Source organism: Streptomyces tsukubensis (assembly GCF_003932715.1).
GTDB lineage: Bacteria > Actinomycetota > Actinomycetes > Streptomycetales > Streptomycetaceae > Streptomyces > Streptomyces tsukubensis.
In genome coordinates this window covers 1,529,885-1,546,108 of sequence record NZ_CP020700.1, presented here as the reverse complement: position 1 = coordinate 1,546,108, position 16,224 = coordinate 1,529,885, and the positions used below count along the sequence as shown (strand labels likewise).

The following is a 16,224-nucleotide window of genomic DNA, read 5'->3' as shown; positions in this document are numbered from 1 at the left end:
AGATATTACTGATCCGATCAGGTGATCTATCGGGGCTGCGCGTACGGGATCGTCGCAGAGAGTGAACTACGCTCGGAACGCCCGTGCGGATTCCCTTGCGGGCTCGGCGAGTGCACGGACTGGACGGGAGCGTGGCCCGTGACGGATCAGGCGACGGATCAGGCGGTGGGCCGGGTCGGCCGGACCGGTGCGTCCAAGGGATCCGGAAGGTTGTTCTCCGGCCGTCAGCGGGAGCTGAAGACCCTGTTGGCCGACGTGGAACGGGCCGGACTCGACACCATCGCGGGCCGGGCCGCCGCCCGCGCCCGGGTACTGCTCATCGCCGGACGGCCCGGCTCCGGACGGAGCGCGCTCGCCGCCCGCCTCGTCGAAGGACTCGCCGAGCGGTATCCCGGCGGAGTGCTGCGGGCCGCCCTCACCGAACCCGGCGGCCGGGCCGTCCCCACCGAGGAGACCGCCCGGGAACTGCTCGACGCCCTCCGGGTGGCCTCACCGCCCGGAGCGGACGGGGACGAACTGTCGCAGCTGCTCCGCGAGAGCCTCGCCGGGCGCCGCGTCCTGCTGCTGCTCGACGACGCCGCCGACGCGGAACAGGTCGATGCGCTCCTCCCCGACGACCCCGGATGTCTGCTGGTGGTCGTGGGCTCGGGACCGCTGACCGGTATCCCCGGGGTACGGCCGTGCACGGTCGGCGGCCTCGACCCCAAGGCCGCCATCGAACTGCTCACCGCCTTCACCGGCTCCGTCCGGATCACCGTCGATCCGCAGGCCGCGGAATCCGTCGCCGAGGAGTGCGGCGGACAGCCCGCCGCACTGGTCATGGTCGGCGGCTGGCTGGCCGCCCGGCCCCAGGCGTCGGTGGCCGACGCGGTCCGGCGGCTGCGGGCGCTGCCCGAGGACGAGGAGGTGCCGCAGGCGCTGTGGCCGGTCTCCCGGGCGTTCCGGCTGGTGCACGGCTCGCTGCCGACGGGCGCCGCCCGGCTGCTGCGGCTGCTGGCGCTGGCGCCCGCCGGGATCGTGGATCCGCAGACCGCTTCGGCGCTCGGGGCCTGCTCGCCGGACGAGGCGCACAGTGCCCTGGAGGGATATGTCGCCCTGGGCGTGCTGCACCGGCGCGGCGAGGGGCTGTACGGCGTGCCCGGGGTCCTGGTCCCGCTGATGACGGCGCTCTCCGAGGCGCACGACAAACCGGCCGAGGTGCAGCTGGCCCGGGCCCGGATGCTGGAGCGGGCCGTCCGCCGGCTCCAGTCCTGCCGGGCGGCCACCGAGCCGGAGGGGTCGCCCGCCCGGACCGCTGTGGAGTCGCTGCCGCGCTCCCTCCGCTTCCCGGACGCCCCGGCCGCGGCCGACTGGCTGCGGATCCACCGCCCCGGGCTGCTCGCCGCCGCCCGGCTGGCGGTCGGCGACGGCGAACTGGACACTCTCGCGAGACGCCTGGTCGCCGCGCTGGTCAGAGCGCTGGCCGCGCACCGGGGCACCGATGCGGCGGCCCCCGATCTCTACGGGCTCCATCAGCTCGTCCTCGATGTGGCCGAGCGCCGTGGGCTGCACCGGGAGGCCGCTGCCGCGCTGCTGAACCTCGGCGATCTGGACGCCGAGACCGGCCGTACCGAGGACGCCCTCGCCCGCTACCGGGCCGCGCTGGACGCCGGAAGGGCCGCCGACGACCCCTATGCGATCAGCCGCGCGATGGAATCCGTAGGCGGTGCCTGGCAGGAGCTGGACGACTGGCAGCGGGCCGCCGACTGGTACGGCCGGGCGCTGGCCCGGCGGCAGACGCGGGGGGAGCGGGCGGACGAGGCCCGGCTCTACGGACGGCTGGGCACCGCCCACACCTATGCCGGGCGGTACGGGGAGGCCCTGCGCTGCTGGCGCGCCTCGGTCGCCGGCTACCGGCGGGTGGGCGATCTGCCGGCCCAGGCGCGGGCCCTCAGCGAGGCGGCCCGGGTGCAGGAGTACGCGGGACGGCCCGAGGAATCGCTGCGGACCTGCCGGGAGGCGGTGGAGTGGGCGCGGCAGGCCGGTGACGTACGGCTCCAGGCCGCCCTGCGGCTGCGGCTGGCCGACACCCTGGACCGGCTGGGCGATCCGGCGGCCGCCCGGCTGCAGCGGACCGGTGCCGAGCGGCTGCTGGAGACGGCGGACGGCACCGGAGACGGGCCCGGCCCGGACGGCACCGGGGGTCCGGCCGATACGGCTGAGCCGGAAGAGGCTCCCGGGAGCCCCGGCGGTCCCGATGGAGACGAAGGCAAGAAGGCGGGTTCCACCTACGAAATCCGTAGTGGTGCCAGACGAGAATAAAGGTTTGTAAGGCTAGACAGCGGGAAACCCTTCATTAATACTGGCTCCATCGCGTTATCTCGCGGTGTGTACCCCTGCGCCCTGTGCGTCCGGGTTTATCTGTCAAAACCCTCCTTATCCCCTGAGCCAAGGACCGTGATCGACGTGAAGGTCGGCATCCCCCGCGAGGTCAAGAACAACGAGTTCCGGGTGGCGATCACCCCCGCCGGCGTGCACGAGCTGGTGCGCAACGGTCACCAGGTCTTCGTCGAGCAGAGCGCCGGCCTCGGCTCCTCCATCACCGACGCGGAGTTCGCCGCCGCCGGGGCCGAGATCCTTTCCACTGCCGACGAGGTCTGGGCCACCGCCGACCTGCTGCTCAAGGTCAAGGAGCCGGTTGCCGAGGAGTACCACCGCCTCCGCAAGGACCAGACCCTCTTCACGTACCTCCACCTGGCCGCCTCCCGCGAGTGCACCGACGCGCTCCTGGAGTCCGGCACCACGGCCATCGCCTACGAGACGGTCGAGACCGCGAACCGCCAGCTCCCGCTGCTCGCCCCGATGTCCGAGGTCGCCGGGCGGCTCGCCCCGCAGGTCGGCGCCTACCACCTGATGCGCTCGGCCGGCGGCCGCGGTGTGCTGCCGGGCGGCGTCCCGGGCACCCACGCGGGACGCGCCGTCGTGATCGGCGGCGGTGTCTCCGGCTGGAACGCCACCCAGATCGCCGTCGGCATGGGCTTCCACGTCACCCTGCTCGACCGGGACATCAACAAGCTGCGCGAGGCCGACAAGGTCTTCGGCACCCGGGTGCAGACCGTCGTCTCCAACGCCTACGAGCTGGAGAAGGCCGTCGTCGAGGCCGACCTCGTCATCGGCGCCGTCCTCATCCCGGGCGCCAAGGCCCCGAAGCTGGTCACCAACGAGCTGGTCGCCAAGATGAAGCCCGGAAGTGTCCTTGTCGACATCGCCATCGACCAGGGCGGCTGCTTCGAGGACTCCCGGCCGACCACCCACGCGGAGCCGACCTTCACGGTCCACGGTTCGGTCTTCTACTGCGTCGCCAACATGCCGGGCGCGGTGCCCAACACCTCGACGTACGCGCTCACCAACGCGACGCTGCCGTACATCGTCGAACTCGCCAACCGCGGCTGGGTCGAGGCGCTGCGCCGTGACCCCGCTCTCGCGCTCGGCCTCAACACCCATGACGGAGAGGTCGTCTACGGTCCCGTCGCCGAGGCCCACGGTCTGCCCCTCGCCGAGCTGAGCACGCTCATCGGCTGACCCCTCCCGACGGCCGCGGTCCCCGCGGACCCCTTGGCACGCCCGGCCCGGGCACCGGTCCCGGCGGGTCAACGGAGACCGTCAACTTCGCGCCCCCGGCCGGATCTTGCTGAGCAAGGTCCGGCCGGCGGCGTATCTCCCCGCGGTCACCGGGGGCGGTCCGGTGCCCGGTCGTTCAACCCGGCACCAACGCCGCTCGTCAGTGGACGCGCCCCTTCCGAAACCAGTGGGGCGGATCACACTCCGGTGGCCGCGTGCTCTTGACACCGCGGTGTTCCGTTGCCGACACATCGGGCCGGGTCCGGTGGATTGTGTTGCTGCGGAGCGGTGACACGCCATAGAGTCGCCAACCGTCGGCATGATGCCACGCTGACCTAGTCGATAAAGACAGATGAAGCCCCGACCGCGGCCGAGGAGGTAAGACGACTTGTGAATGAGTCGACATTTACTCCCGGAGGCGGTTACTCGGGAACGCCTTCGACGCTCCCGGCCCCGCCCTTCGGGCGGGAGACAGTCGGCTTCGCCGGAACCTCCGGCACCGCCGGTCCCGTCGCTGCGCGGACCGCCACGGCACACCGGGGCGCCCCGCACACCACGCACATGACGACAGCCCACACGATGACGATGACGGACGGCCTACACGTGAACGCCACGGCAGGCGACGAGAGTGGCCGAGAGTCCACGCACTTCGCCGCCTACGAGGAACTCCCCGAGGGGCACTTCTACGACCCCGACGCCGAATACGAGCCCGACCCCGAGTACGCGGCCACGCTCGCGCCCGACGCGGCGCGCCAGCGCCGTGAGCGCATCGGCCCCACCGGCCGCCCGCTGCCGTACTTCCCGATCCCGGGCCCGCTGACCGACCACGGCCCCGCGAAGATCATCGCGATGTGCAACCAGAAGGGCGGCGTCGGCAAGACCACGTCGACCATCAACCTGGGCGCGGCACTCGCGGAGTACGGACGGCGCGTGCTGCTGGTCGACTTCGACCCGCAGGGCGCCCTCTCGGTCGGCCTCGGCGTCAACCCGATGGAGCTGGACCTGACGGTCTACAACCTGCTCATGGAGCGGGGCATGTCGGCCGACGAGGTACTGCTGAAGACGGCCGTGCCCAATATGGACCTGCTGCCGAGCAACATCGACCTGTCAGCCGCGGAAGTGCAGTTGGTGAGCGAGGTCGCCCGGGAGTCCACGCTCCAGCGGGCGCTGAAGCCGCTGCTCCCCGACTACGACTACATCGTGATCGACTGTCAGCCCTCCCTCGGCCTGCTCACCGTGAACGCGCTGACCGCGGCGCACAAGGTGATCGTCCCGCTGGAGTGCGAGTTCTTCGCGCTGCGCGGGGTCGCCCTGCTGACCGAGACCATCGAGAAGGTCCAGGAGCGGCTCAACCCCGAACTGGAGCTGGACGGCATCCTCGCCACGATGTACGACTCACGGACCGTGCACAGCCGTGAGGTGCTCGCACGGGTGGTCGAGGCCTTCGACGACCACGTGTACCACACCGTCATCGGGCGGACGGTCCGCTTCCCGGAGACCACGGTCGCCGGTGAGCCGATCACCACCTACGCGTCGAACTCGGTGGGCGCCGCCGCGTACCGCCAGCTGGCCAGGGAGGTGCTCGCCCGGTGTCACGCCGAGTGAGTCTGCCCGGAGCCGACGAACTGTTCCGTACGACCGGGGGCATGGCGCTTCAGTCGTCCTCGCCGCGGCGCGCGGCGAACGGCGAACCGAGGGTCCCGGCCCCCGCCGGGGAGAGCGATCCGCTCGACGCGGCCGCGCTCCCGCCGTCCTCGTCGCAGGAGCACACCGCGGCCGAGGCGGAGGGGGGCACGGAAGGGCGCAGCCGGGCGGAGGAGCCCGATACGCCCGTTCCCGGGGTGTCGGGCCGGTCCCGCCGTTCCCAGGCCGCCCAGGAGGCCCCCGGGGCCTCCGCCGCGGCGCCGCGGCGCCGCGGCCGGGCCGCGAACCGCCGGCCCAGCGGCCGCGAGCGCCACGACGAGAAGATCACCGTCTATGTCTCCGCCGAGGAGCTCATGGACCTCGAACACGCGCGGCTGGTGCTGCGCGGCGAGCACGGGCTGGCCGTGGACCGCGGCCGGATCGTCCGTGAGGCGGTCGCGGTGGTCCTGGCCGACCTCGAACAACGCGGCGAGGCGAGCATCCTCGTCCGCCGACTGCGCGGACGCTGAAGGTAGCCTCGCGCTGCCCAGCCCCCGTTCCACACTCCTGGACCGCCCATGCCCCCGGCCGCTCCGCCGCCCCGCTCGTCCCGCCGCCCCCTGGGCCGCGGCCCGGGCACCCCGCCGCTCGTGCCTCCGTCGCCGGAGCGCGGTGCGGGGGAGGGGCTCCCCGATTCCGCCGGTGCCGCCCCGGGTGCGGCCGAGGTTTCTTCGGCTCCCGGAGGGACGAGCGGGCCGGAACCGCCGGCCGCCGCAGCCGACGAGGGGTCCGGTGCCGCCGGGAGAGCATCCGCCGGGGCTGCTCCGGAAGGGTGGGAAGGCGTTCCGGATGCCGGGACGACGAGTGCGTCGAGCCGCGGTGCGCACGGACCCGTGCGGGAGCCGGACACCGCGGTGACGGACGCGACCGGGGACCCGGCCCCCGCCCCGGAAACCCCGACGGAAACCCCGCCGGAGGCTCCGCTCCCGGCGGACGGGCGGTTCACCGTGCGGCTCAGCAACTTCGAGGGGCCCTTCGATCTGCTCCTCCAGCTGATCGCCAGGCACAAGATGGACGTCACCGAGGTCGCGCTCTCCAAGGTCACGAACGAGTTCATGGCCCATATCCGCGGTATGGGCGACGACTGGGACCTCGACCAGACGACGGAGTTCCTGGTTGTCGCCGCGACCCTGCTGGATCTGAAGGCCGCCCGGCTGCTGCCCGCCGCCGAAGTGGAGGACGAGGCGGATCTCGCCCTGCTGGAGGCGCGCGATCTGCTCTTCGCCCGCCTCCTGCAGTACCGGGCGTACAAGCGGATCGCGGAGATCTTCAGCGAGCGGATGGCGGCGGAGGCGCTGCGCCGGCCCCGGACCGTGGGCCTGGAGGAGCGCTATGCCGAACTGCTGCCCGATGTGGTGATCAGCATCGGCGCCGAGGGCTTCGCGCGGCTGGCGGTGAAGGCGATGCAGCCCAAGCCCCGGCCGCAGGTGTACGTGGACCATATCCACGCGCCGCTCGTGAGCGTGCGGGAGCAGGCGGAGTACGTCGTCGCCCTGCTCCGGGAGCGCGGTGAGACCGGTTTCCGGGAGCTGACCGCCGACACCACGGACACCCTGACCGTCGTCGCGCGCTTCCTCGCGCTGCTGGAGCTGTACCGCGACAAGGCGGTCGCCCTGGAGCAGGAGGAGGCCCTCGGGGAGCTGCTGGTCCGCTGGACCGGCGGGGACGCGGCGCCGACGGTCACCGACGAGTTCGACCGCCCGGTGCGGCAGGCGGACCGGCAGCACGGCAGGAAGACGGAGGTCACGGCGTGACAACCACCGAGAACGGAGCCGGAGCCGGGTCCCCCGCCGCCGACCTGGCCCTCAAGCCCGCCCTGGAGGCCGTGCTGATGGTGGTCGACGAACCCGCCGCCGAGGAGCATCTGGCCAAGGTGCTGGAGCGGCCCCGGCGGGCCGTCGCCGCCGCCCTGCGGGAGCTGGCCGACGAGTACACCGCACAGGGCCGCGGTTTCGAGCTGCGCCTGGTCGCGGGCGGCTGGCGGTTCTCCACCCGGGCCGCCTACGCCCCGGCCGTCGAGCGGTTCGTCCTCGACGGCCAGCAGGCCCGGCTCACCCAGGCGGCCCTGGAGACCCTTGCGGTGGTCGCGTACCGTCAGCCGGTCAGCCGTTCCCGGGTCTCCGCGGTGCGCGGGGTGAACTGCGACGGCGTGATGCGGACCCTGCTCCAGCGGGGTCTGGTCGAGGAGGCGGGCGCGGAACCCGAAACAGGTGCGATCCTGTACAGGACGACGAACTACTTCCTGGAGCGGATGGGCCTGCGCGGCCTGGACGAGCTGCCGGAGCTGGCGCCCTTCCTCCCCGAGGCCGAGGCGATCGAGGCCGAGACGCAGGAGGGCGTGCCGTCGTTCGATCCGGACGCTCCGGAACCGGACTCACGGTCCGTACCGGACGAAGATGACAAGACGACGGAAACTTGATGCGAAGCAGCGGCAGCGGCAGGAACAGCAGCGGTAACAGCGGCGGACGCGGTAACCACCGCGGCGCGGGCAACAGCCGCGACGACAGGCAGAAGCGCGCGGGCAAGCCCCGTCCCGAAGAGCGCCGCTACGACGTCGGCGGTTCCGGTGGCGGTGCCGGAGCGGGCGAGGGGCCGAAGAAGGGCCGCGGCGGCACGGCGCGCGGCGGCGCCAAGGGCGGCCCCCGGCAGTCCCCGAAGCAGGACCCCCGCGGCGGCCGCGGCGCGCCCGCCCGTTCGCGCGAGTACGACGCCAGGACCGAGGAGCGCAACCGCGAGCGGTACGCGAACAAGCCCGAGGTCCGCACCCCCAAGACGTTCCCCGGCGCCGAGCAGGAGGGCGAGCGGCTGCAGAAGGTGCTGGCCCGTGCCGGAATGGGTTCGCGGCGGGCCTGCGAAGAGCTGATCGACCAGGCCAGGGTCGAGGTCAACGGGAAGATCGTCGTCGAGCAGGGGCTCCGCGTCGATCCGCAGAAGGACGAGATCAAGGTCGACGGTCTGACCGTGGCCACCCAGTCGTACCTCTTCTTCGCGCTGAACAAGCCCGCCGGTGTGGTCTCCACCATGGAGGACCCGGACGGCCGCCAGTGCCTCGGCGACTACGTCACCAACCGGGAGACCCGGCTCTTCCACGTCGGCCGGCTGGACACCGAGACCGAGGGCATCATCCTGCTCACCAACCACGGCGAGCTGGCCCACCGTCTCACCCACCCCCGCTACGGCGTGAAGAAGACCTATCTGGCCGCCATCCAGGGTCCGCTCCCGCGCGATCTGGGCAAGCGGCTCAAGGACGGCATCCCGCTGGAGGACGGCTACGCCCGCGCCGACCACTTCCGGGTCGTGGAGAACACCGGCAAGAACTACCTCGTCGAGGTCACCCTGCACGAGGGGCGCAAGCACATCGTCCGCAGGATGCTCGCCGAGGCGGGCTTCCCGGTCGACAAGCTGGTCCGTACGGCCTTCGGCCCGATCGCGCTGGGCGACCAGAAGTCCGGCTGGCTGCGGCGGCTGACCAACACGGAGGTCGGCATGCTGATGAACGAGGTGGGTCTGTAGTACCCCCGGACCCTGCTCGAAGAGGTCCGGATACGGCTCCGAGGGGCCCGCGGCGCACGGTGCGCCGCGGGCCCCTTTTCCGTGTCCCCGGCGTGGAGGCCTTGTGCCGCCCGTCACGGACTGTTTATAGTCAAGATGACTATAAAGAGCGACGGGGGCTCACGGATGTACGGGTACGGGGCAGCGGCAGCCGTTCGGCGGGCCGGACCGGAGGACGAGGGCAGGTATGCCCCGGTATACCCCCGTGTGCCGAGGCCCGCCGCCGCTCCCCGTACCCGATCCCACGGAGCACCGCTGATGCCCCCCGCGCCCGAAGCCGCCGCCTACGACCCGTACGCCTTCCCGCCCTTCGCGGTCACCGTCGACCTGGCCGTCTTCACCGTCCGCGACGCACAGTTGAACGTCCTGCTCGTGGAGCGCGGCGAGGACCCCTACCGCGGCGACTGGGCCCTGCCCGGAGGCTTCGTCCGGCCCGGGGAATCCGCCGGACAGGCCGCCCGGCGGGAGCTGGCCGAGGAGACCGGGCTCTCCCACGGGACCGTCCACGGCCTCCACCTCGAACAGCTCCGCACCTACAGCGAACCGGACCGGGACCCGAGGATGCGGGTCGTCTCCGTCGCGTACACCGCGCTCCTGCCCGATCTGCCCGAACCGCGCGGCGGCGGCGACGCGGCCGTCGCCCGCTGGACGCCCCGCGCGGACACCGGCCCGCTCGCCTTCGACCACGACCGGATCCTCGCCGACGCCGTCGACCGGATCCGCGCCAAATTCGAGTACACCGGGCTCGCCACCAGCTTCTGCCCCGCCGCCTTCACCCTCGGGGAGCTCCAGCAGGTCTACGAGACCGTCTGGGGCGTCCCGCTCGACCGGCCCAACTTCCGGCGCAAGGTCCTCGCCACCCCCGGCTTCGTGGAGCCGGCCGAGGGCCCTCCGCGCCGTACCGGCGGCCGGGGCAAACCCGCCGCCCTCTACCGCGCGGGCACCGCCGCGGCCCTCCACCCACCCCTCCTGCGCCCGGAAGGACGCCAGCCATGACCATCCTCGGGACCACCCAGGCAGGCCCGCACCGGATCCGTATCCGGCAGGCCGCCACCGGCTCGCTGATCGGACTCGCCCTCGGGGACGCCCTCGGCTTCCCCACCGAGTTCAACGACGTGCCGCAGATCCTCGCCAAATGCGGCCCCTGGCGCGAGATGCGCCTGCCCCGCCCGGCGTACGTCACCGACGACACCCAGATGGCCCTCGCCGTCGCCCGCGCCCTGCGTGCCGCCATGGACCGCGGCGCCCTCGACGCCGCCCGCTTCGTCCCGCCGCTGCGCGCCGAGTTCGTCTCCTGGTACCACTCCCCGGACAACAACCGCGCCCCCGGCCGCACCTGCCTGGACGCCTGCCGCCGCCTCGACGACCCCGGACTGCCCTGGCAGCACGCCGGAGCCGTCGACTCCAAGGGCTGCGGCGCCAATATGCGGGTCACGCCCGTCGGACTCGCCCCCGGTCTCAGCGCCGAGCAGCGCGCGGGCGCCGCCCAGCTCCAGGCCGCCCTCACCCACGCCCACCCCACCGCGCTGGCCGCCGCCGACCTCACCGCCCACGCCGTCCACCTCCTCGCCCGCGGCGCCGAACCCCTGGGCCTCGTCGGCATGCTCCGCTCGTACGCCTACGAGAACCGCGCCCGCTACCACGACCGCTGGCTGGGCGATCTCTGGCAGCGCGCCGACGACCGCACGCCCCAGGCCTATATCGCCCGCGGCTGGGACGAGTGCCAGGAGATCCTGCGGCGGCTCGCCGGCGTCCTGCCCACGGCCGCCCCGGCGGACGACCCCTGCCTGACCACCGGCGACGGCTGGATCGCCGAAGAGGCACTCGCCACCGCCCTCCAGTGCTTCCTGCTCTTCCCCGACGAGCCCCTCACCGCCCTGCGCCGCGCCGCCTGCACCCGCGGCGACTCCGACTCCATCGCCGCCCTCACCGGCGCCTTCGCGGGCGCCCATCTCGGCGCCGCCGCCTGGCCCAGCGCCTGGGCCGACCATGTCGAACACCGCGGCGACCTGATGACCCTGGGGGCGCTCTGGGACGGCTGACCCGCCCGCCGGGCCCCGGTGGGCGCCTGCGATCCTTGGCGACCGTGGACCTCGAACAGTTCGATCTCGCCCCGGTCGTCGCCGAACAGCCCGACCCGCTGCTCTTCGCCACCGTCTCCGGTGCCCATCTGTACGGATTCCCGTCCCGCGACTCGGACGTCGACCTGCGCGGAGTGCATCTGCTGCCGGTGGCGGAGCTGATCGGTCTCGACGACCCGGAGCGGACCAGGACCCGGATGTGGGACCGGGACGGGGTGGAGATGGACCTCGTCACCCACGATCTGCTGAAGTTCGCCGGACTGATGCTCCGCCCCAATGGCTATGTGCTGGAGCAGCTGCTCTCCCCGCTGGTCGTGCACACCACCGAGGCCCACGCCGAGCTGACCGCCCTCGCGCCCGGTGTGCTCACCGCCCGGCACGCCCACCACTACCGCGGGTTCGCGAAGACCCAGTGGGGGCTCTACGAGAAGACCGGGGAGCTGAAGCCGCTGCTGTACACCTTCCGCGCGCTCCTCACCGGTATCCATCTGATGCGCACCGGCCGGGTGCTGGCCTCCCTGCCGCAGCTCCTGGACGAGATACCGGCCCCCTCCTTCCTGCCCGACCTGATCGCCGCGAAGGCGGAGGCCGAGCACGGGACGGGTGCCGGGCTCGTCCCGGACTCCGCCGCCGGTGAGGTCGCCGCGCTCCACTCCGTACTGGACCTGGCGCAGCGGGACACCGGTCTGCCGGAGGCGCCGTCGGCCCGGGCCGCCCTCGGGGATCTCGTCGTACGGGTCAGACTCGCGGGCTGAGCGGGCTGAACAGCCGGAGCGGGCTGAGCGGACGGAACCGGCTCAGGCCCGCGGTCCGGGCCCACCGGCCGAGGCGCGGCGGACCCGGACCAGGAAGTCCTCCACCCGGGCGCGGTCCGCGGCCTCCGGGAGCGGGGAGCGGGTCAGCGCCTGGTCCGCCTCCGCCACCAGCTCCGCCAGCCGGGCCTCCACCCGCGGCCAGGGCACCTCGCCCCGCCGTACCGCCAGCAGCCCCTCCCGCTCCTCGCCGACGTCGAGCACCAGCTCACCCGAGCGCAGCAGATCGCGGCAGCACAGCAGCAGCCGCAGCAGATGCATCGCCGGTTTCCAGCGGGGCTCGTGGCCCGGCCGCAGACTCGCCGTCAGTTTCCGGTGCTGCCCGTGCGCGTACTGCACGAAGGTGCGGTGGACCTCCCGCGAGACAAAGGCGCCGCGCAGTGCCAGCAGCTCCCGCCCGGTGTCGTCGATCCGCTCCACCAGCGGGGAGTACAGCACCTCCAGAATGTTCGGATTGGCCCGCAGCCCCAGTTCGCAGAAGCGTTCCAGCTCCCAGGAGAACTGCTCGGGCAGCGGGCCCTCGGCATGCGCGGGGGGCTTGTCGAACCGCCAGAACAGCGAGGTGGGGGCGAGGAAGACGCCCCGGCGGTCGGTATCGCTGTCACCGGTCGCGAGCCCGAAGGCCCGCGACCCCATCACACAGGAGTAGACGGTGTGGTCACGGACGAGCTGTTCGGGTGCCGGGCCGCTGTACATGGCCGTAAGGCTAAACGCCCGGCGGACGTGCACCCTCAGGAGAGCAGTACCGCGTCCCCGGTGACCGTGATCGAAGCGGTCGGCAGCGGTCGGGCGGCCGGTCCGCGCTCGACCGAACCGTCCGCGATCCGGAAGCGGCTGCCGTGACAGGGGCAGTCGATCGTGCCGCCGGCCACCTTGTCCACCAGACAGCCCTGATGGGTGCAGACCGCGGAGAACGCCTTGAACTCCCCGGCCGTCGGCTGGGTCACCACCACCTTCTCGGCGGTGAAGACCTTCCCGCCGCCGACCGGGATCCCGGACTTCTTCGCCAGCTCCTTGCCGAGCGACGGGCTCCCGGACGGGGCCGCGGTCGCGGTGCCCGTGGCGGACCCGCTCTCCGGGGCGCTCGCGGCGGGCGTCGACGAGGGCGCCGCCGAACCCCCGCCCCCGCCGGAGCACCCCGCCGCCAGGCCCGCGGCCGTCGCCGCCCCGGCCGCCAGCACCGTCCGCCGCCCTGTGCTCATCGCCATACCCCTTCAAACAACCTCGAACGCCCTCGAACGCCCGGCACCCGGCCGGGAACCGCGCGGCGTGCATTCTGTCACCGCGGTCACCCCGCCCGGGGAACCGGACACGCCGGTACGCCACCGGCCCCGGCGGCGCCCGCGGCCGGGCGCGTCTCGCCCACCGGCCGCCGCGCTGCCGTCCCCGCCGGGCTGACTAGGCTGGCCACCAGAAGCAGGCGCAGACACAGGACGAGAGACAGGAGCGGGGACGTGGCGGTACGAGCGGTCCGCGGGGCCGTCCAGCTGGAACGGGACGACGCGGAGCACATGGACGAGCAGGTCGGCGAGCTGCTCACCGCCGTACTGGAGCGCAACTCCCTCACCGCGGACGATCTGATCAGCGTCTGGTTCACCGCGACCCCCGATCTGCGCAGCGCCTTCCCGGCCGCCGCCGCCCGCCGCCTCGGCATCACCGACGTCCCGCTCATATGCGCCCAGGAGATGGACGTCGAGGGCGCGATGCCCCGGATCGTCCGGATCCTGGCCCATGTCGAGACCGGGCTCGGCCGGTCCGCCGTCACCCATGTGTACCTCGGCGCCGCCGCCGCCCTCCGCAAGGACATCGCCCAGTGAGAACCGCCGCCGTCATCGGAACCGGACTGATCGGTACGTCCGCCGCCCTCGCCCTCGCGGGCCGCGGTGTCGTCGTCCATCTGGTGGACCACGACGCCGAACGGGTCCGTACCGCCACCGCCCTCGGCGCGGGCACCGAGGAGCCCCCGGAGGGCCCCGTCGACCTCGCGATCGTCGCCGTACCCCCGGCCAGGGTCGCCGGGGCGCTGGCCGGGGCCATGGAGGCCGGTCTGGCCCGCGGCTACCTCGACGTCGCCAGCGTCAAGGGCGGGCCCCGCCGGGAACTGGAAGCCCTCGGTCTCGACCTCTCCGGATACATCGGTACGCATCCGATGGCGGGCAAGGAGCGCTCCGGCCCGCTGGCCGCCAGCGCCGACCTCTTCGAGGGCCGCCCCTGGGTGCTCACCCCCACCCCGGACACCGACACCGAGGTCCTCAACCTCGCCCTCGAACTCGTCGCCCTCTGCCGGGCCGTCCCCGTCGTCATGGACGCCGACGCCCACGACCGGGCCGTCGCCCTGGTCTCCCACACCCCCCAGCTGGTGTCGTCGATGGTCGCCGCCCGGCTCCGGGAGGCCGACGAGACCGCGGTACGGCTCTGCGGGCAGGGCATCCGCGATGTCACCCGGATCGCCGCCTCCGACCCCCGGATGTGGGTGGACATCCTCTCCGCCAATCCCGGGCCGGTCGCCGAGGTGCTCGGGGCCATCGCCGCCGACCTCGACGAGACGGTCCGGGCCCTGCGGTCGCTGGAGTCCGCCGAGACCGCCGAGCGGCGCGACGGGGCCTCGGGCATCGAGGACGTACTGCGGCGCGGCAACGCCGGACGGGCCAGGGTCCCCGGCAAGCACGGCGCGGCCCCGGCCGCCTACGAGGTCGTCGCCGTCCTGATCAGCGACCGCCCCGGCGAACTGGCCAGGATCTTCGCCGACGCCGGGCGGGCGGGCGTCAATATCGAGGACGTCCGGATCGAACACGCCACCGGCCAGCAGGCAGGTCTGGTGCAGCTGATGGTGGAACCCGCGGCCGTCACCGTCCTCAGCGCCTCCCTGCGCGAACGCGGCTGGTCGGTCCGCCCCTGACCGGGCCGGGTCCCGGACCGGCCGCCCCCGGTCCGGGCCGCCGGGACGCGCCCCGGGGGTCGCCCCGGCCCGCCCGGTCCCGTTGCAGGTCGGCGGGGAAGGGGCAGGGTCCGGCAGTCGGTAACCTGGTACGGGACTCCCTCCAGCGGAGCCCGCCGTCCCCGCCCCGCGGGAAGGCCGCCCCGCGCCCGCGGGAACCCCAGAACGAAAGGTGTCCGACACCGTGGAATCCGCCGTGATCGTTGCCATCGACGGCCCCGCCGGCACCGGCAAGTCGAGCACGTCCAAGGCGGTGGCCGCCGCCCTGGGGCTGCGCTACCTCGACACCGGCGCGCAGTACCGCGCGATCACCTGGTGGATGATCACCAACGGAGTGGACACCGCCGACGCCGCCGCGATCGCCACGGCATCGGACAAGCCCGCGATCGTCTCCGGCACCGACCCGGCGGGCCCCACGATCACCGTCGACGGCGAGGACGTCTCCGCGCCCATCCGCACCCCCGAGGTGTCCGCCCGGGTCAGCGCCGTCAGCGCGGTGCCCGAGGTCCGGACCCGGATCACCGGCCTCCAGCAGGCGATCGCAGCCGCCGCGGAGACCGGCATCGTCGTCGAGGGCCGGGACATCGGTACGACGGTCCTTCCCGACGCCGATCTCAAGATCTTCCTCACCGCCTCCGCCGAGGCCCGCGCCGCCCGCCGGGCCGGCGAGCTGAAGGGCGCCGACGTCGAGGCCACCCGGCAGGCGCTGGTCAAGCGGGACGCGGCCGACTCCGGCCGGGCCACATCGCCGTTGGCGATGGCCGCCGACGCGGTCGAGGTCGACACCACCGAGCTGACCCTCCAGCAGGTCGTCGACCGGGTGGTGGCCCTCGTCGAGGAGCGCCGGGCGGCCGCCCGGTGACCACCCTGCCCTCCGCCGCGGGCGCGGCCGTCGGCCGCCGGATCGGCATCGGCCTGATGTACGGGCTGTGGCACCCCCGGGTGCTCGGCGCCTGGCGGGTCCCCGCCGCCGGACCGGTGATCCTCGCCGTCAACCACTCCCACGCCGTCGACGGACCCATGCTGATGGGCACCGCACCGCGGCCCGTGCACTTCCTGATCAAGAAAGAGGCCTTCGTCGGCCCCCTGGACCCCTTTCTGCTGCGCATCGGCCAGCTGAAGGTCGACCGGTCGGGCACCGACCGCGCCGCCGTCACCAACGCCCTGGGGATCCTGGAGCGCGGCGACGTCCTGGGGATCTTCCCGGAGGGCACCCGCGGCGAGGGCGATTTCGCGTCCCTCCGCGCCGGTCTCGCGTACTTCGCGGTACGGTCCGGTGCCCCGGTGGTCCCGGTGGCGGTGCTGGGAAGCACCGAGCGCCGTGGACGGTTGATCGGTGCACTGCCCCCGCTGCGCGGCCGGATGGACGTCGTCTTCGGCGACCCCTTCCAGGCGGGCGACGGATCGGGCCGCCGTACCCGCACCGCCCTGGACGAGGCCACGGTCCGGATTCAGCAGCGGCTCACCACCCATCTGGAAAACGCCAGGCGCCTCACCGGGCGCGCCGGGTAAGACTTGACCATCCGGACCACCCGAACCCGGGACAGGGTCCGGTCGA

The 16,224-nt window shown here is 73.3% G+C and carries 16 protein-coding genes; 14 read left to right on the top strand and 2 right to left on the bottom strand.

Annotated features, from left to right (window positions below; all coding sequences use genetic code 11):
• The first annotated feature begins 138 nt into the window (after positions 1–138).
• From B7R87_RS05445 to B7R87_RS05400, 10 genes are all read left to right on the top strand, one after another.
• A complete protein-coding gene (locus B7R87_RS05445; RefSeq protein WP_391118948.1) occupies positions 139–2,301 on the top strand; it encodes a tetratricopeptide repeat protein in 2,163 nt (720 codons plus the stop codon).
• 144 nt (positions 2,302–2,445) lie between these two features.
• Positions 2,446–3,561: an alanine dehydrogenase gene (gene ald / locus B7R87_RS05440; protein WP_006350085.1), complete on the top strand. Its 1,116-nt coding sequence runs from the start codon at positions 2,446–2,448 to the stop codon at positions 3,559–3,561.
• A 600-nt stretch (positions 3,562–4,161) separates the two neighbouring features.
• On the top strand, positions 4,162–5,205 hold the full coding sequence (locus B7R87_RS33425) for a ParA family protein (protein WP_237547993.1): 1,044 nt from the start codon (positions 4,162–4,164) through the stop codon (positions 5,203–5,205).
• Positions 5,202–5,753: a hypothetical protein gene (locus B7R87_RS05430; protein WP_130585438.1), complete on the top strand. Its 552-nt coding sequence runs from the start codon at positions 5,202–5,204 to the stop codon at positions 5,751–5,753. The genes B7R87_RS33425 and B7R87_RS05430 overlap by 4 nt, the downstream gene beginning before the upstream one ends.
• A 48-nt stretch (positions 5,754–5,801) precedes the next feature.
• Positions 5,802–7,037, top strand: a complete 1,236-nt coding sequence (locus tag B7R87_RS05425; protein ID WP_130585422.1) for a segregation and condensation protein A — start codon at positions 5,802–5,804, stop codon at positions 7,035–7,037.
• Positions 7,034–7,702, top strand: a complete 669-nt coding sequence (scpB, locus tag B7R87_RS05420; protein ID WP_006350089.1) for an SMC-Scp complex subunit ScpB — start codon at positions 7,034–7,036, stop codon at positions 7,700–7,702. Before B7R87_RS05425 ends, scpB begins: the two co-directional genes overlap by 4 nt.
• Positions 7,702–8,796: a pseudouridine synthase gene (locus B7R87_RS05415; protein WP_130585423.1), complete on the top strand. Its 1,095-nt coding sequence runs from the start codon at positions 7,702–7,704 to the stop codon at positions 8,794–8,796. The genes scpB and B7R87_RS05415 overlap by 1 nt, the downstream gene beginning before the upstream one ends.
• A gap of 297 nt (positions 8,797–9,093) precedes the next feature.
• Positions 9,094–9,831 carry an NUDIX hydrolase gene (locus tag B7R87_RS05410; RefSeq protein WP_006350092.1) on the top strand — a complete coding sequence of 246 codons (738 nt, stop codon included), beginning with the start codon at positions 9,094–9,096 and terminating at the stop codon, positions 9,829–9,831.
• Positions 9,828–10,877: an ADP-ribosylglycohydrolase family protein gene (locus tag B7R87_RS05405; RefSeq protein ID WP_006350093.1), complete on the top strand. Its 1,050-nt coding sequence runs from the start codon at positions 9,828–9,830 to the stop codon at positions 10,875–10,877. Before B7R87_RS05410 ends, B7R87_RS05405 begins: the two co-directional genes overlap by 4 nt.
• A gap of 44 nt (positions 10,878–10,921) precedes the next feature.
• The gene (locus B7R87_RS05400) at positions 10,922–11,671 is read left to right on the top strand and encodes a nucleotidyltransferase domain-containing protein (RefSeq protein ID WP_006350094.1); all 750 of its coding nucleotides are present in this window, start codon (positions 10,922–10,924) and stop codon (positions 11,669–11,671) included.
• A 42-nt stretch (positions 11,672–11,713) separates the two neighbouring features.
• Here the strand turns inward: B7R87_RS05400 and B7R87_RS05395 are convergent, their stop codons facing one another.
• Positions 11,714–12,424 carry a nucleotidyltransferase domain-containing protein gene (locus B7R87_RS05395; RefSeq protein WP_006350095.1) on the bottom strand — a complete coding sequence of 237 codons (711 nt, stop codon included), beginning with the start codon at positions 12,422–12,424 and terminating at the stop codon, positions 11,714–11,716.
• 35 nt (positions 12,425–12,459) lie between these two features.
• Positions 12,460–12,936 carry a Rieske (2Fe-2S) protein gene (locus B7R87_RS05390; RefSeq protein ID WP_130585424.1) on the bottom strand — a complete coding sequence of 159 codons (477 nt, stop codon included), beginning with the start codon at positions 12,934–12,936 and terminating at the stop codon, positions 12,460–12,462.
• A gap of 246 nt (positions 12,937–13,182) precedes the next feature.
• On the opposite strand from B7R87_RS05390, the gene aroH reads away from it, so the two are divergent.
• From aroH to B7R87_RS05370, 4 genes are all read left to right on the top strand, one after another.
• Positions 13,183–13,545, top strand: a complete 363-nt coding sequence (gene aroH / locus B7R87_RS05385) for a chorismate mutase (RefSeq protein WP_006350097.1) — start codon at positions 13,183–13,185, stop codon at positions 13,543–13,545.
• On the top strand, positions 13,542–14,627 hold the full coding sequence (locus tag B7R87_RS05380; RefSeq protein WP_006350098.1) for a prephenate dehydrogenase: 1,086 nt from the start codon (positions 13,542–13,544) through the stop codon (positions 14,625–14,627). The genes aroH and B7R87_RS05380 overlap by 4 nt, the downstream gene beginning before the upstream one ends.
• 211 nt (positions 14,628–14,838) lie before the next feature.
• Complete coding sequence (gene cmk, locus B7R87_RS05375) at positions 14,839–15,528, top strand: (d)CMP kinase (protein WP_006350099.1); 690 nt, start codon at positions 14,839–14,841, stop codon at positions 15,526–15,528.
• Positions 15,529–15,584: 56 nt separating this feature from the next.
• Entirely contained in the window at positions 15,585–16,178 is a 594-nt protein-coding gene (locus B7R87_RS05370; RefSeq protein ID WP_078902419.1) for a lysophospholipid acyltransferase family protein, read from the top strand.
• The last annotated feature ends 46 nt before the right edge of the window (positions 16,179–16,224 follow it).

Excerpts from the sequence above, each read along its gene's own strand:
- B7R87_RS05425 (WP_130585422.1), top strand. The coding sequence starts at position 5,802 with ATGCCCCCGGCCGCTCCGCCGCCCCGCTCGTCCCGCCGCCCCCTGGGC.
- B7R87_RS33425 (WP_237547993.1), top strand. The coding sequence starts at position 4,162 with ATGACGACAGCCCACACGATGACGATGACGGACGGCCTACACGTGAAC.
- B7R87_RS05415 (WP_130585423.1), top strand. The coding sequence starts at position 7,702 with ATGCGAAGCAGCGGCAGCGGCAGGAACAGCAGCGGTAACAGCGGCGGA.
- B7R87_RS05405 (WP_006350093.1), top strand. The coding sequence starts at position 9,828 with ATGACCATCCTCGGGACCACCCAGGCAGGCCCGCACCGGATCCGTATC.
- B7R87_RS05390 (WP_130585424.1), bottom strand. The coding sequence starts at position 12,936 with ATGGCGATGAGCACAGGGCGGCGGACGGTGCTGGCGGCCGGGGCGGCG.
- B7R87_RS05395 (WP_006350095.1), bottom strand. The coding sequence starts at position 12,424 with ATGTACAGCGGCCCGGCACCCGAACAGCTCGTCCGTGACCACACCGTC.
- B7R87_RS05370 (WP_078902419.1), top strand. The coding sequence starts at position 15,585 with ATGTACGGGCTGTGGCACCCCCGGGTGCTCGGCGCCTGGCGGGTCCCC.
- B7R87_RS05410 (WP_006350092.1), top strand. The coding sequence starts at position 9,094 with ATGCCCCCCGCGCCCGAAGCCGCCGCCTACGACCCGTACGCCTTCCCG.